The organism is uncultured Paraglaciecola sp., from assembly GCF_943787955.1.
GTDB lineage: Bacteria > Pseudomonadota > Gammaproteobacteria > Enterobacterales > Alteromonadaceae > Paraglaciecola.
On record NZ_CALSOK010000008.1, the window covers coordinates 35,507 to 51,475 of the forward strand.

At 40.1% G+C, this 15,969-nt stretch carries 13 protein-coding genes; 12 read left to right on the forward strand and 1 reads right to left on the reverse strand.

The features are described from left to right. Window positions 1-305: 305 nt before the first annotated feature. The 9 genes from ndk (at window position 306) to der (ending at window position 10,193) form a co-directional block, all read left to right on the forward strand. A complete protein-coding gene (gene ndk, locus Q0Y52_RS06500) occupies window positions 306-737 on the forward strand; it encodes a nucleoside-diphosphate kinase (protein WP_297819611.1) in 432 nt (143 codons plus the stop codon). Between the two features lie 121 nt (window positions 738-858). After that, window positions 859-2,004: a bifunctional tRNA (adenosine(37)-C2)-methyltransferase TrmG/ribosomal RNA large subunit methyltransferase RlmN gene (locus Q0Y52_RS06505; protein WP_297819614.1), complete on the forward strand. Its 1,146-nt coding sequence runs from the start codon at window positions 859-861 to the stop codon at window positions 2,002-2,004. A gap of 41 nt (window positions 2,005-2,045) precedes the next feature. Then, the gene (gene pilW / locus Q0Y52_RS06510) at window positions 2,046-2,939 is read left to right on the forward strand and encodes a type IV pilus biogenesis/stability protein PilW (protein WP_297819617.1); all 894 of its coding nucleotides are present in this window, start codon (window positions 2,046-2,048) and stop codon (window positions 2,937-2,939) included. Window positions 2,940-3,225: 286 nt separating this feature from the next. Continuing rightward, complete coding sequence (locus Q0Y52_RS06515; RefSeq protein ID WP_297819621.1) at window positions 3,226-4,149, forward strand: RodZ domain-containing protein; 924 nt, start codon at window positions 3,226-3,228, stop codon at window positions 4,147-4,149. Window positions 4,150-4,180: 31 nt separating this feature from the next. Next, entirely contained in the window at window positions 4,181-5,299 is a 1,119-nt protein-coding gene (ispG, locus tag Q0Y52_RS06520; RefSeq protein ID WP_297819624.1) for a flavodoxin-dependent (E)-4-hydroxy-3-methylbut-2-enyl-diphosphate synthase, read from the forward strand. A 131-nt stretch (window positions 5,300-5,430) separates the two neighbouring features. Beyond that, complete coding sequence (gene hisS / locus Q0Y52_RS06525) at window positions 5,431-6,711, forward strand: histidine--tRNA ligase (RefSeq protein ID WP_297819626.1); 1,281 nt, start codon at window positions 5,431-5,433, stop codon at window positions 6,709-6,711. Between the two features lie 71 nt (window positions 6,712-6,782). Further along, window positions 6,783-7,406: a tetratricopeptide repeat protein gene (locus Q0Y52_RS06530; RefSeq protein ID WP_297819629.1), complete on the forward strand. Its 624-nt coding sequence runs from the start codon at window positions 6,783-6,785 to the stop codon at window positions 7,404-7,406. Window positions 7,407-7,416: 10 nt separating this feature from the next. Further along, on the forward strand, window positions 7,417-8,646 hold the full coding sequence (bamB, locus tag Q0Y52_RS06535) for an outer membrane protein assembly factor BamB (RefSeq protein WP_297819631.1): 1,230 nt from the start codon (window positions 7,417-7,419) through the stop codon (window positions 8,644-8,646). A 95-nt stretch (window positions 8,647-8,741) separates the two neighbouring features. Continuing rightward, window positions 8,742-10,193 carry a ribosome biogenesis GTPase Der gene (gene der / locus Q0Y52_RS06540; RefSeq protein ID WP_297819634.1) on the forward strand — a complete coding sequence of 484 codons (1,452 nt, stop codon included), beginning with the start codon at window positions 8,742-8,744 and terminating at the stop codon, window positions 10,191-10,193. 313 nt (window positions 10,194-10,506) lie between these two features. Here the strand turns inward: der and xseA are convergent, their stop codons facing one another. Beyond that, window positions 10,507-11,853, reverse strand: a complete 1,347-nt coding sequence (xseA, locus tag Q0Y52_RS06545) for an exodeoxyribonuclease VII large subunit (protein WP_297819636.1) — start codon at window positions 11,851-11,853, stop codon at window positions 10,507-10,509. A 138-nt stretch (window positions 11,854-11,991) separates the two neighbouring features. On the opposite strand from xseA, the gene guaB reads away from it, so the two are divergent. The 3 genes from guaB to Q0Y52_RS06560 all read left to right on the forward strand — a co-directional run bounded on the left by guaB (window position 11,992) and on the right by Q0Y52_RS06560 (window position 15,646). Beyond that, entirely contained in the window at window positions 11,992-13,461 is a 1,470-nt protein-coding gene (gene guaB, locus Q0Y52_RS06550; RefSeq protein WP_297819638.1) for an IMP dehydrogenase, read from the forward strand. 74 nt (window positions 13,462-13,535) lie between these two features. Next, on the forward strand, window positions 13,536-15,113 hold the full coding sequence (gene guaA / locus Q0Y52_RS06555) for a glutamine-hydrolyzing GMP synthase (RefSeq protein WP_297819641.1): 1,578 nt from the start codon (window positions 13,536-13,538) through the stop codon (window positions 15,111-15,113). A 44-nt stretch (window positions 15,114-15,157) separates the two neighbouring features. Then, on the forward strand, window positions 15,158-15,646 hold the full coding sequence (locus tag Q0Y52_RS06560) for a thioredoxin family protein (RefSeq protein WP_297819644.1): 489 nt from the start codon (window positions 15,158-15,160) through the stop codon (window positions 15,644-15,646). Window positions 15,647-15,969 lie beyond the last annotated feature (323 nt).

Consider the following 15,969-nt stretch of genomic DNA (forward strand, 5'->3'; position numbering starts at 1 on the left):
GAACTATAAAAAACAGCAATCACAGCACAAAAGGTGAATATATATATAAACCCTTGTTTTCCATCTCCCAAGCTATAGCCCTTTTTTTTCAAATATATAAACCAAACCAAACATAACACTACAGGAATAAGTACCAAAAATTTAATCAAGCACACCTCGTTTCTAAATTACACCAACCTTGATTTTAGGGAGATCAGAATAATATGCAATCTATACTATGTATTTGCCCTCTAATTGCATATAATTCGCGCGAAATTTTATGTGTCCCTTGAGGACGAAATATTACTAATACTGGAGTTAAGAAAATGGCCTTAGAGCGCACTTTTTCTATCATTAAGCCTGATGCAGTTGCTAAAAATGTCATCGGTGCTATTTACAACCGTTTTGAGTCTGCGGGTCTAAGATTAGTCGCGTCTAAAATGCTGCATTTAAGCAAAGAACAAGCGGAAGGGTTTTATGCTGAGCACAGCGAACGTCCATTTTTTGCTGCTTTAGTATCTTTTATGACCTCTGGTCCAGTTATGGTTCAAGTGTTGGAAGGTGAGAATGCTGTTTTGAAAAATCGTGAAATTATGGGGGCTACAAACCCATCTGAAGCGCTAGCGGGCACTTTACGCGCTGACTATGCTGCTTCAATTGATGAGAATGCTTGTCACGGTTCAGATGCACCTGAATCAGCAGCTCGTGAAATCGCTTATTTCTTTAGTGATGAAGAAATCTGCCCACGCACTCGTTAAGACTAAATCTGCTATATTAAAGGGAGCCTAGGCTCCCTTTTGTGTTATTTGTTATATGTGCTGCAAAAGCTGAGTAATCGGTTAAAATGGTAGCTGTTTTGTTTGAGTATTGAGGTTTATTGTGTCAACTGAAGTGGTATCTACCCAACCTAAAAAAATTAACTTGCTTGATTTTACACGTGAAGGTTTACGTGCCTTTTTTAATGAGATGGGAGAAAAACCTTTCAGAGCAGAACAGATTATGAAATGGATATACCAACAAGGCGTGGCAGATTTTGATGAAATGACGAACCTCAATAAAACCTTGCGAACTAAACTTCAGTCTAAATGTGAAATCAAAGCACCAGAAATAGCTTTTCAAAAAACTGCTGCAGACGGCACCATCAAATTTGCATTAAAGTTAGAAGGTGGCCAAGAAGTTGAAACGGTTTGGATACCAGATGGTGACCGAGCGACATTATGCGTGTCTTCACAAGTAGGCTGTGCGCTGGAATGTACTTTTTGTTCTACTGGGCAGCAAGGATTTAATCGTAATTTAAAAGTGTCTGAGATTATTGGTCAAGTTTGGCGAGTCGCGACAACAATAGGTTTGAATAATGATACTGCCAAACGTCCCATCACAAATGTTGTGATGATGGGGATGGGTGAACCCTTGCTGAATGTTAAACATGTGGTGCCTGCCATGGAACTAATGTTGGATGATCTCGCTTTTGGATTATCTAAACGCAGAGTGACTTTAAGTACTTCAGGTGTGGTGCCTGCACTTGATATGTTGAGCGACCAAATAGACGTAGCGTTGGCTATATCATTACATGCTCCTGATAATGCATTACGTGATGTGCTGGTGCCAGTTAATAAAAAATATCCAATTGATGTATTTTTAGCCAGCGTAAAAAGATATTTAGCCAAATCAAACGCCAATCAAGGTAAGGTTACCGTTGAGTACGTGATGTTAAATGGAATTAACGATAGCACTGATCAAGCGCATGCACTTGCAAAAATATTGTCTGACACGCCATGTAAAATAAACCTTATTCCATTTAATCCATACCCTGGCTCGCCATATACATGTTCAAGTAATTCAAGGATTGATCGTTTTTCTAAAGTTCTTATGGAATATGGACTCATAGTCGTAGTTCGTCGTACTAGAGGTGATGATATCGATGCTGCCTGTGGACAGTTAGTGGGTGAAGTAGTTGATCGTACAAATAGAGTGTTGAAAAAACAGCTGAAGGGCGAGAATATTTCAATCAAAATGACTCAATAGATTTTTATAGCCAATATATCTAAAAGGTTCTTATGAACGCCATGCTAAAAATTATCAGTAGTGTTTTTATTGTCCTGTTGCTACTCAGCGGGTGTATCAGTCAAAGTAACCAAAATCATGACCAAAAATTTGATTATTTAAAAGCTGCTAAAACACGTGTTTCTCTTGGTTTGACTTACCTTAAAAATGGTAACTTTAGCCAAGCAAGATTTAATTTAGACAAAGCGTTAGAGTTTGCACCCAAGTCAGCAGACGCTAATTTTGCTATGGCTTATTATTATCAAAGTGTGAATGAGTTAGAGCAAGCTGAAAATTCTTATCAATTTGCCATGGAACTTGAACCAAAAAACCCCAACATTGCTAACAATTACGGGGCTTTTTTATGTCAGAATGGTAAGTACCAAAAAGCCAAAAAATTTTTTCTTAAAGCAGTGAATACCAGCAGTTATATTTCCAGCGCTGAAACCTATGAAAATTTAGCCCTCTGTAGCCGAAGTCAAGGGTACCCTGAAGACGCCATTCAATACTTACGTAATGCAGTTAATCACCAACCAGGAAGAGCTAACAGTCTGTTTTTACTTGCACGTTCATTAGTTGAAGTACAACAATGGCAAGAAGCTAGAGTTATTCTCAGACGTTATGAAAAAATTGCTCAGTTAAGCCCGCAAAGTCTGTTGATGGCAATGAAGATAGAGAGTGGCACAGGCAACGAAAGTGCGGCAAAAGGTTATTCAGAAATGTTGTTAAGGATATATCCTAATGATGCAATAACAAAAACAATGTTAACTGAGCAACAGCGACTCCTTGAGGTTAGCAAATCAGCAAAACTTCCAATATTCACCAAAGAATCTAACAGGGTATCAGAGTTACTTGAATCAGCACTAGCTGAAACACCTTCTGACAGTTTAGTGTCACCGCCAACCAAGAATAATTGATTCGTAAATGGAAAAGACTAAAAATCAGTAACTAATGACATCTCGCAATCAATTGAAGCGGTTGCAGGACAACAGCTGGAGCAGAATGTTCAGGTAGAGTCAGAAACCTCAGATATACCAGAGTTCAATATTGTTGACAGAGGCGAAAATTTGTATCGGATTTCGCTTCTTTACAGCATCAAAATGCAACGTCTGGTAGACTGGTTCAACTTGGTCGATGCATCGGCTATTTTTGGAGTGAAAATTTATTTTAGTTGCCCCAAGCGCTGAAGAGTAGAGCTTAACTATGATTGTAAATGAAGAAGTACAACAACCAGAATCGGTTTTTCAAGGACCCGGTCAGATACTAAGACAGGCTCGTGAACGTGCCAAATTATCGACCCAAGACATTGCTGATAAAATCAAATTAAAAAGGGCTCTTATTGAAGAGATTGAACAAGACAACTTCGATATTAATATTTCGTTAACGTTTGTTAGAGGATATTTAAAACTCTATGCAAAACATGTTCATGTTGAAGAGACTGAGGTCCTAAACGCTTATGAAAAATTAAGTACTCAAAAAAGAGAACCTGCTAAACTTCAAAGTTTTTCACGCAGAGTTGCTAATCAGTCCAATGATGATAAGTTAATGTTAGTGACGTATCTGATTTCGGCTGTGATTATTACTTTAGTGGTCATTTACTGGTTTCAACAAAGCTCAACAGACGCCACCGCATCAAATGTGACTAAATATCCAGAAAATGTTATTTCCCAAGAAATATTGCCGCTTGAACAAACATTAACTTCGGATGCCGCGACCTTATTATCTCCACAGATTAATGTAAATATGTCTTCGGATGATTCCAATGTTACTAAAGAGCTAATAACCGATAATCAATCTATTAGTCCAGAAAAATACAGTGATACAGACAGTTTAGCTGTACTAGCTGATGCTACTGAAACAAGTATTGTCGAAACTAAAGCGCCAGTTAAGTTGATATTTGAATTTTCTGGTGATTGCTGGTTGAATCTGACCGATGCTACAGGTGAAAATATAGCTTATGGGGTAAAAGTCAATGGCAGAGTCATGCCAGTTAACGGTATCCCACCTTTTGTGGTTACTTTAGGTGCTCCAGAAGTAGTGAAAATTCGCTATGCAGGCGAATCCATAGATATGTCTTTTCTGCCTTCTGGGCGTATTGCCAAATTTAATTTACCTCTGTCTGAATAAATGACCGAATAACTAGAGCTAAGATATCAATATGTTTTCTGATTCACCTATTAATCGCCGAAATTCCAAACGTATTTATGTAGGTAATGTACCTATTGGTGATGGTGCGCCTATTGCTGTGCAGTCTATGACTAACACATTAACAACAGATGTAGATGCAACAGTGGCTCAAATTAAACGTATTCAAGTTGTAGGAGGCGATTTAGTCAGAGTGTCAGTACCTACAATGGAAGCAGCTGAAGCGTTCAAGTTAATTAAACAACAAGTTACGGTGCCATTGATTGCGGACATTCACTTTGATTATCGTATTGCTTTAAAAGTGGCAGAATACGGAGTGGATTGTTTGCGGATTAACCCAGGAAACATTGGGAGTATGGACCGAGTTCGATCGGTAGTAGATTGTGCCAAAGATAATGGCATTCCTATTCGTATCGGTGTTAATGGTGGCTCTTTAGAAAAAGATATACAAGAAAAATACGGTGAGCCTACCGCTGAAGCATTAGTTGAATCTGCAATGCGTCATGTGGATATTTTAGATAGGCTTAATTTTGATCAATTTAAGGTCAGTGTTAAAGCTTCAGATGTGTTTTTGGCTGTAGGGTCTTATCGATTATTAGCAAAGAAAATTGACCAACCCTTACATTTAGGTATCACAGAAGCGGGCGGTATTCGTGCAGGTGCAGTCAAAAGTTCGGTAGGTTTAGGCATGTTATTGGCTGAAGGTATTGGCGATACGATCCGAATTTCATTGGCGGCTGATCCTGTAGAAGAGATAAAAGTTGGATTTGACATATTAAAGTCATTACGTATTCGCTCAAGAGGCATTAACCTTATTGCTTGCCCGAGTTGTTCTCGCCAAGAATTTGATGTAATAAGCACAGTGAATGCCTTAGAGCAGCGATTGGAAGACATACTTACACCGATGGATGTATCTATTATTGGTTGTGTAGTAAATGGCCCGGGTGAAGCAGAAATTTCAGATTTGGGCTTAACCGGCGCGCGCAACATGAGTGGGTTTTACTTGGATGGCAAACGTCAAAAAGAACGTTTATCTAATGATAACTTAGTGGATCAACTTGAAAAACGGATTCGTGCAAAAGCTAGTCAGCTTGATAAAAGCCGTAAGATAGAGATAAAGCAACTAGGTTAGTTAACTGACTAATTGACATAGGTAAATTTTAATTAGTTTTTATGCATTTTTTAGCTTCATTATTTTACGTTTATCTATAAAGCCCCTATACTATTTAGCTTTTTTAATTATTGAATAAGAGATTATTTTTAGTGTCGAAACAAATTCAGGCTATTCGAGGAATGAACGACTGTTTGCCTAGTGAGACAGGGCTTTGGCAGTTCGTTGAATCTACCATTCGTCAAGTGGTCGCCAGTTATGGATATCAAGAAATTCGCACGCCTATTGTTGAAAGCACCGATTTATTCAAACGCTCTATTGGTGAAGTGACCGATATCGTTGAAAAGGAAATGTACACCTTCGCTGATCGCAACTCAGACAGTCTTACATTACGTCCAGAAGGTACCGCTTGTGTGGTGCGTGCTGGAAATGAGCACGGTTTATTGTATAACCAACAGCAACGGCTCTGGTACATAGGTCAAATGTTTCGCCATGAACGTCCCCAAAAAGGACGATACAGGCAGTTTCATCAATTTGGCGTAGAAGTATTTGGTTTAGCTGGACCAGATATCGATGCTGAAGTGATATTGCTTAGTGCAAGGTTATGGGAAAAGTTTGGGATCAGCCAAAACGTCACGTTAGAAATAAATTCTCTTGGTTCAACTGAAGCTAGAGCGTCTTATAAAGAACAACTAGTGGCATTTCTGAAGACTCGTGAATCTGAGTTAGATGAAGATAGTTTAAGACGACTACAGACCAACCCATTGCGTGTGCTTGATAGTAAAAACCCACAAGTACAAAAAGCTGTAAAAGATGCCCCTCAACTGATTGATTGCCTTGATGAAGAATCAGCTAAACATTTTCAAGGATTATGTGAACGTTTAGATAACCTAGGTATCAAATACCGCGTTAACCCTGCTTTGGTGCGTGGGCTTGATTATTACAATCGTACAGTATTTGAATGGGTCACTGATAGTTTAGGCTCTCAAGGAACCGTCTGTGCTGGTGGTAGGTATGATGGTTTAGTTGAACAACTTGGCGGTAAAGCCACTCAGGGTGTAGGTTTTGCCATGGGACTAGAACGTTTAGTGTTAATGCTACAAACATTAAAATTGGATAAAGATTTAGCTTCGGTAGTAGATATTTATGTCACAGCCATGGATGAATCTGTTGAGTTATATGCTAGACAAGTCAGTGAAAAATTAAGAGACGCCTTACCACAGATAAAATTGATGAATCATTGCGGTGGTGGCAATTTTAAGAAACAGATGAAACGAGCCGATCAAAGTGGTGCAAGTATCGCTTTTATAATCGGTCAGGATGAGATGGAGACACAGCAAGTTGCAGTTAAATACTTACGAGAAAAGCAACCACAAGAAATAGTTTCAATTAACGAATTAACTCACTTTACGCAAAAACTATTTAACGTCTAAAAGCGTAAATTTCTGAATTAACATTATGTGCCATTAAACTTTCGATGGCCAAGTAGTAATAGGAATGGATGATGGAACAGTACGAAACAGAAGAACAACAAGTTGAAGCCATTAAACGCTTTTGGAAAGAAAATGGCTTATCGCTAGTTATTGGTGCGTTATTAGGCTTGGGTGGACTTTTAGGGTGGCGCTATTATAACGACTCACAAATTGAAGCAAAAGAGCAAGCATCTTTTGCTTATCAGAAGGCCTCTGAAGAATTAAAAAAAGGTGAGATGGGTTTTGGTCAAGCCAAGTCTTTTATCGATAGTCATAGTGACACAGGTTATGCCATATTAATGGCATTGGAAATGGCACAACAAGCCATCGAACGCAAAGACTTAGTTGAAGCGGCCAAACAACTTGAGTTTGTGGTCATCAATGCCAAATTATCAGCTGTTCAGTCAATAGCGCAACTTCGCTTAGCTCGTATTCAAATAGAACAAGGTGAATTTGAATTAGCCTTAACAAGTGCAAATAAGGTGTCAGACCAAGCATTTAAAGGCCAAATTCAAGAGGTTAAGGGGGACGTATACCTATCTCAAGAGTTATTTGACAAAGCAAGAGCTGCTTATAGTGCTGCTTTGGAAACTAATAACCGTGATCAAGTCTTGAAAATGAAGCTAGATAATTTAGCTGTTGCGGCAAATGGTTAAGGTGAAAATAGTGAAGCAATCTTTTTTATTAATATTGTTAATCAGTACTGTATTGTTATCAGGCTGTTCAACAATAAGTAATTGGTTTTACGAAGAAGAAGAGTTAGAAGTTCGAAGGCTCAAGCCTATTCAAGTTCAATTTACCCCAACCGAAATTTGGTCAGCAGATCTAGGTGTTGGGATTGGTAAATTCTATTCAAAACTTAGGCCAGCAGTGGCTTATGACAAGGTATTTGCAGCGAACCGCCAAGGCCAAGTAAACGCATACGATCAAGCTACAGGTAAAAAGGTATGGTCTAAAAACTTTGCGATTTATGACGAGAAAGGTTTAACTTCAGGAGTAACCAATCTTTGGTCGAATGGTATGTCAGCTAAAATTGCTGGTGGTATTAGTGTTGCTTATGAAACGGTCTTTTTTGGTACTGAGAATGGTGAAGTTGTGGCACTGGATGCCAATACCGGCGAACAAAAGTGGATTACAATGGTAAAGGGAGAAGTCTTGGCTTCCCCTGCGATTGATGCGGGTATTGTGTTGGTTAACACAGGTTCTGGATTTATATTTGCCTTAAATGCAGATGATGGCAAGGAAGTTTGGTCGTCAGAGTCTGATGTGCCACCGTTATCATTGCGTGGTACATCTTCCCCAGCTGCGGTTAACGGTGGTGCTATTAGGGGTACTGCAACCGGCAAACTGATAGTTAATATTCTTGAAACTGGTCAGACTGCTTGGGAGCAAGTCATTTCAGCTGCCACAGGCGTGACAGAGTTAGAACGAATTGTTGATATTGATAGCGAGCCTTTAGTGGCCGGTGGTAATGTTTACGTCATTTCATATAATGGTTCTGTTGCTGCTGTTGAATTGCGCACAGGGCGTGTTATTTGGAAACGTGAGTACAAATCATTTAGACGTTTATCATTGTCGGGCAACACACTATATTTAGTCGATGTAAACAGTAGCATTTATGCATTAGACAGTCGTAATGGTGTCGAGTTATGGAGCCAAGGCGCACTTAAAGGACGCTTATTGACAGGGGTTACCCCCGTTGGCAACTATTTAGTGGCAGGCGATAAATTTGGCTATTTACATTGGTTTGACCAAGCTGATGGTAACGTTGTCGCCCGCTTAGAAGTGGGTGGTGATGACGAAGATGAAGGCATTTATCACTCGCCAGTGGTTGATGGAAACACCTTATACACCCAAACTCGAGATGGTAAATTAGTGGCTATTAAAACGCCATAAAACAAGTTTTGTGTGATTTCGCCAGAGGAACACACTGATAATTTTTAACGGCTTGGAATTTTTCCAAGCCGTTTTTGTCTACAGGATATGTATTTATGTTACCCGTTGTTGCCTTAGTTGGCCGCCCAAACGTTGGAAAATCTACCTTATTTAATCGTCTAACACGCACACGAGATGCTTTGGTGGCTGATTTTCCTGGCTTAACTCGGGATAGAAAATACGGGCAAGCCAAATATGAAGGATTGCAATTTATTGTGGTTGATACTGGCGGCATTAGTGGCGATGAACAAGGCATTGATGTGGTTATGGCTGAACAATCCCTGTTGGCTATTGTAGAAGCTGACGTGGTGTTGTTTTTAGTGGATGCCCGAACGGGTATGACCGCTGCAGATCAAGGTATCGCTGAGCATCTTCGTAAACAAGAAAAGCCTGTTTATGTGGTTGCTAATAAAGTCGATGGGATTGATGGCGATAGTGAAAGTGCAGATTTCTTTGCCTTAGGGTTGGGTGATGTGAATCAAATTGCTGCAGCTCACGGAAGGGGTGTAACACAATTACTGCAAAATTCTCTTACGCCTATTGCTGCACAATTCCCCGATATGCACATTCCCGAAGAAAGTGATGAAGAGCTTCAAGAGGAAGACGCCGATGAGCAACTCGCTAGATTGCAAGCTCTGCCTATAAAGTTAGCTATAGTGGGTAAGCCTAATGTGGGTAAGTCTACTCTTACTAACCGTATCTTAGGCGAAGAACGAGTGGTGGTTTATGACGAACCTGGTACGACTAGAGACAGTATTTTTATTCCTATGGAACGTGACGAAAGAGAGTACATTCTGATTGATACAGCTGGTGTCAGAAGACGGCGAAATATCTCAGAAGCAGTGGAAAAATTTTCCATTGTAAAAACGTTGCAAGCTATTGAAGAATCGAATGTGGTGTTATTTGTAGTTGACGCTCAGGAAGGAATTACGGATCAAGATTTGAGTTTGTTAGGCTTTATTCTTAATGCCGGTCGATCGTTAGTTGTGGCAGTGAATAAATGGGATGGTCTTGATAAAACTATCAAAGAAGAAATCAAACGTGAGTTAGACAGACGTTTAGGTTTTATAGATTTTGCCCGCCTACATTTTATTTCAGCTTTACATGGCACGGGAGTCGGGCACTTATTTGAATCGGTGCAAGAAGCCTACGCTTCGGCAACTAAACGGGTTAATACTTCTATGTTAACGCGGATCATGGACATGGCCCAAGAGGACCATCAGCCGCCTGTAGTGCGAGGCCGTCGTGTTAAAATGAAATATGCCCATGCGGGTGGATACAATCCTCCAATTGTCGTTATCCATGGTAATCAGCTAAAAGATTTACCGGATTCCTATAAACGTTACTTGATGAATTATTTCCGTAAATCATTAAAAGTCATGGGTACGCCAATCAAAATAGAGTTCAGAGAGAGCGCAAATCCTTTCCAAACAGATCACAGCAGTTTAAATGATTCACAACGTCGTAAGCGTAGGCAACTTATGCGTTTGCATAAAAATGCTAAATAACATAACTAACCTTAATGAAAATGTGAGAGTCACTTTTAATTTGTTTGATATGTCGATTGACGGTTCGGGACAGGCGCTGCTTTAGTTAATATTGTAGCCTGTTGCCATTGCATGGCTAGATTGTTTGTTTTCTGCTAGATATTTATCTACGAGTTCAAGTAAGTTAGTCGCTTTTTGTAAGGCTTAAAGTGAAGCCATCCGCGCAGTGGTAGCTATTTTCTCAAGCATTAAATATTCATTTTTGCTTTTGTGGATTGAAGATAGTGCCAAACCCATTATATTACCCACAATTTCAGTTTTTTTAGTTGAGTGATTATTTCTTTATCTGGTGAATTTCACTGTGTATTTCTCCGTCTGCTAAACGTGTTACTAATAGATCGCTCACTTGAACTTGTTGAGTACTTTTAACTATGTTTCCCTGCTTAAAACTAATGCTGTAACCCCGTGCCAAGGTCGCTAATGGACTCACGGTATTTAATAGATGCATATTATTGAATAACTTTTGCTGTTTGATTTCTACTAGTTGTTGGCAACTTCTTTGCAGCTTAGTTTGTAATTCCTGCAATCTTAGCTGATGACGTTGAAGCAGTTGCTGCGGTGATGATAAAGAGAGTCGATTTTGCATATGCTCTTGCTGTTGTTTCGCCTGTGTTAACTTCTGTTTAATTGCTGATTGTAAAGTGTATTGTAATTGATCGACATACTGACTTTTTTGCTCTAGCTGCTTTTGTGGGTGGTTTTGTAGTAGTCTCTGTTTTACGGCCTGATGCTGATGAATTAGTTCCTGTTGTAAACGGTGAAACGCTTTAAGTAACTTGTCTTGTAGGATTAAGGTTTTATTGCGCAAAGTAGATTGGTCTTGGCTCACCAGTTCGGCGGCGACTGAAGGTGTTGGAGCCCGCATATCTGCCACAAAATCAGCGATGCTCACATCTATTTCGTGACCGACTGCACTTATTATGGGAATGGAAGAGGCGAATATTGTTCTTGCCACCTGTTCACTATTAAAGCTCCAGAGATCTTCTAAAGAGCCACCACCTCTGCCAACAATTAACACATCCACTTCATTCCTGAGGTTAGCTTGAGTAACCGCGGCACAAATAAGCGAAACTGCTATATCACCTTGCACTTGACTGGGATAGATAACCACTTCAATAGCAGGGTTACGGCGTTGTAGCACAGTTAAAATATCATGCAAAGCGGCACCAGTAGGTGAAGTAACAATACCGACTTTTAATACAATTTCGGGTATCGGCTTTTTAAATTTTTGTGCAAATATTCCCTCTGAAGCTAATTGTTGTTTTAACATTTCGAATTGTTGTTTAAGTTGCCCTTCACCCTCTGGCTCCATATGTTCAACAATGATTTGATAATCACCTCTAGGCTCATACAAGCTAATGTTTGCTTTAACTAGAACCTTGTCACCTTCTTTAGGCTTTTGATGCACCTTGCGATTTGCACCCTTAAACATTGCGCCTTTGACTTGTGCGCGATCATCTTTAAGGGTGAAGTACCAATGACCAGAACTAGCCGCGACAAAATTTGAAATTTCAGCGGATAGCCAGATTTGCCCAATTTTGGTCTCTAAAACTGAGCGGGCCAAGCGATTGAGTTTACTAACAGTAAGGATGTTTTTTGCGGTATTTTGGACAGGAAACATTGATTGGTGGGTGCTCTGATAAAATATTATGAAGAAGTTTACCTGATTTACTGACAAATCTGATATATATCTAGACTGATATGCCTAAAGCCGCTAGAATTGCGCCGCAATTAAATCAGCATTTATAGGTGATATTGCATGTTAAGGATCGCTAAAGAAGCCCTTACGTTTGACGATGTTTTGTTAGTACCAGGGCACTCAACTGTTCTCCCTCACACCGCTAATCTTAAAACAAGATTAACCCGTGGTGTTAGTTTAAATATTCCCATGATCTCTGCCGCTATGGACACTGTTTCTGAAGCGCGTCTTGCTATTGCACTGGCACAAGAAGGCGGTATCGGATTTATTCATAAAAACATGACGCCAGAACAACAGGCTGGACATGTACGAACAGTCAAAAAATACGAAAGTGGCGTAGTGTCTGACCCTGTTACCGTTCTACCCACAGCCACTATTGGTGAAATTAATACCTTGTGCAAATTACACGGCTTCTCTGGTTTCCCCGTAGTGGATGAAGACAATAACTTAATCGGTATAGTGACCGGTCGTGATCTGCGTTTTGAAAATAGGCTAGAGCAACCCATTTCTAGTGTTATGACCAAGAAAAATGACTTGATTACAGTTAAAGAGGGAGCTCCCTCTGAACAAGTGCTTGAATTAATGCACGAATACCGCATAGAAAAAATTCTTGTAGTTGATGATGCATTTAAATTGACTGGCATGATTACTGTTAAAGATTTCCAAAAAGCAGAAAGTAAACCCAACGCTTGTAAAGACGAATTGGGCCGCTTACGAGTTGGAGCCGCTGTCAGTGTTGGACCAGGAACAGATGAACGTATTAAAGCATTAATTGAAGCTGGGGTTGACGTATTACTGATTGATACTTCACATGGTCATTCGCAAGGCGTTATCGACCGAGTGAGAAAAGTACGTCAAGATTATCCCAACATGCAACTTATTGCAGGTAATGTTGCCACAGGTGAGGGCGCCAAAGCATTAGCTGATGCGGGTGTTGATGCTGTTAAAGTCGGAATTGGCCCAGGTTCAATTTGTACCACTCGTATTGTAACTGGTTGTGGGGTGCCACAAATAACTGCAGTATCAGATGCCGTTGAAGCTCTTAAAGGTACTGATGTGCCAGTGATAGCTGATGGTGGCATTCGCTTTTCTGGTGATATTGCAAAAGCTTTGGCTGCAGGTGCTAGTTCTGTGATGGTTGGTAGCATGTTGGCAGGAACTGAGGAAGCGCCGGGTGAAGTGGAGTTATATCAAGGCCGTTATTTTAAATCCTATCGTGGCATGGGCTCTTTGGGCGCTATGGATCAAAGCAATGGCTCTTCTGACAGGTATTTCCAAGACAGTAAAAGTGCAGAAAAGTTAGTTCCTGAAGGCATTGAGGGCCGTGTTGCTTATAAAGGACCTATCTCTAATATTATTCACCAACAAATGGGTGGGTTGCGTTCAGCAATGGGATTGACTGGTTGCGCTACTATTGAAGAGTTACGTACTAAACCACAATTTGTCAAAGTGACATCTGCTGGTATGGGGGAGTCTCATGTGCATGATGTGAGTATTACTAAAGAGGCACCGAACTACCGCTTAGGTTAGTTTGTGTTATCTCGAATGAACGTTGTTTGTTAGTCAGGCAGCGTTCACGTTTTATTTTTTACAAGAGTACCAAAATGAGCTTAGATATTCATGACCAACGTATTTTAATCCTTGATTTCGGATCACAATACACCCAGTTGATTGCCCGCCGCGTAAGAGAAATTGGCGTTTATTGTGAACTTTGGGCATGGGATGTTAGTGAAGATCAGATTCGAGAATTTAATCCCAACGGTATTATTTTATCTGGAGGTCCAGAATCTGTTCATGCTGAATCCTCACCCCGAGCACCAAAATATGTATATCAGGCAGGTGTGCCTGTCCTAGGAATTTGTTATGGCATGCAAGTGATGGCTGAGCAACTTGGCGGCGCAGTTCAAGGTTCAAATAAGCGAGAATTTGGCTACGCACAGGTCGAAGTCGTTGGTGAGATGGCGTTGTTTAAAAACATTGAAGATCACGTAGGTGCCAATGGCAATGCCTTACTTGATGTGTGGATGAGTCATGGCGATAAGGTAAGCGCTGCGCCCCCTGGTTTTGTGACTACAGCTAAGACCGAGAGCTGTCCATTTGCGGCTTTTGTGAATAAAGACAAACAATTTTATGGTGTTCAGTTTCATCCTGAAGTGACTCACACTCAGCAAGGTGAAAGGATTTTATCTCAGTTTATATTAGACATATGTGGTTGTGAAAAGCTATGGACACCCTCCGCTATAATAGAAAATGCAATTGTAAAGATGAAAAAACAAATTGGTGATGACCAAGTTATTTTAGGTTTGTCCGGTGGTGTTGATTCTTCTGTTGTGGCTATGCTTTTACACCGAGCTATTGGTAAAAACCTGACATGTGTTTTTGTTGATAACGGTTTGCTGCGTCTTAATGAAGGCCAACAAGTGATGGATATGTTTGGTGATCACTTTGGTTTGAATATTCGAAAAATTGAAGCAGAAGATAGATTTCTTGATGCTTTAGCCGACACTTCTGAGCCTGAGGCTAAACGCAAAATTATTGGTCGGATATTTGTTGAAGTATTTGATGAAGAGTCGAAAAAGTTAGTCAATGCTAAGTGGCTTGCACAGGGAACCATTTATCCCGATGTTATTGAGTCCGCGGCTTCTGCTACAGGAAAAGCCCATGTAATTAAATCACACCATAATGTGGGTGGTTTGCCTGCTAATATGAAAATGGGGTTAGTGGAACCATTACGAGAACTATTTAAAGATGAAGTCCGCAAAATTGGCTTAGAACTAGGTTTGCCCTATGACATGTTATATCGGCACCCTTTTCCGGGCCCGGGTTTAGGGGTGCGGGTATTAGGTGAAGTGAAAAAAGAATATTGTGACTTGTTACGCCGTGCAGATGCTATTTTTATTGATGAATTACACGCTGCAGATTTGTATCAAAAAGTCAGTCAAGCTTTTACGGTATTTTTGCCGGTTAAATCGGTAGGTGTAATGGGTGACGTGCGAAAGTACGATTGGGTAGTGTCATTAAGAGCGGTAGAAACTATTGATTTTATGACCGCACATTGGGTACATCTACCTTATGAGTTTTTAGGCAAAGTATCGAATCGTATTATCAACGAAATTGATGGGATTTCCCGTGTGGTTTACGATATTTCTGGCAAACCGCCAGCTACCATTGAGTGGGAATAGAGCTGTAACAGAGAGAATAAAACCAGTATTTATGGGAACAGAAAATGAAAACCAAAATCGTCATCTCAATCTTAGCAATACTATTCGCTGGAGTGGCATTTAGTGAAGACAAAAAAGGCGTTTTGGATCATCAGCCTTGGTGGGCACCTTTTTATCCAATAAAATTAGCCTTAAAGTCATTTGTTGAGCCATCTTTTGATAATAGCTCTCTATTAAAAGGAAAACATATTGTGGTAATAGTTGCAGATGGGTATTGTCCATATTGTGAAAAATTTGAACAAGACGTTGCTAGCGAATACAAAGGAACGATTCCACTAATCAATAGAACAGCGAGTCAGCTCAATGACCTAAAAATTAAAACACCAAAATGGGGCACACCAACAATTATCTTTATTCAAGATGGCACAGAGGTATTTGGTCATCAAGGATATATGACACCCAAAGAGTTTTATAAAGCCCTTGGCATATTCCTTTCGCTTCCTATGCGCCTCAAGACAGGAAGTGAGCAAGCAAAAAAGGACAGCATTAGATGAAAATAGCATTTAAATGGATCGGTATTACGAGCATTACACTGGCAATGGTTGCTGGAATCGGGTGGGTAGATTTACCCTAGTTACTACACGCTAGTAAAAACTACCTCGGAAATCCTTATAAAAACTGGGGTTTGAGTCATGTCGACTATTGAGTGGGTAGGGCATTAGCAGTTGCAACGTTTACAACAGCAGAAATGCTAAACTACTGATACTACAAGGATATTAAGATAGTGGGGCACACAGAAGTAAAACCAAAAACTTGTAAACTACTTGTAAACTCTATTTTGGTACTCGCAAACCATTGTTCTTATGAGGGTTATTTT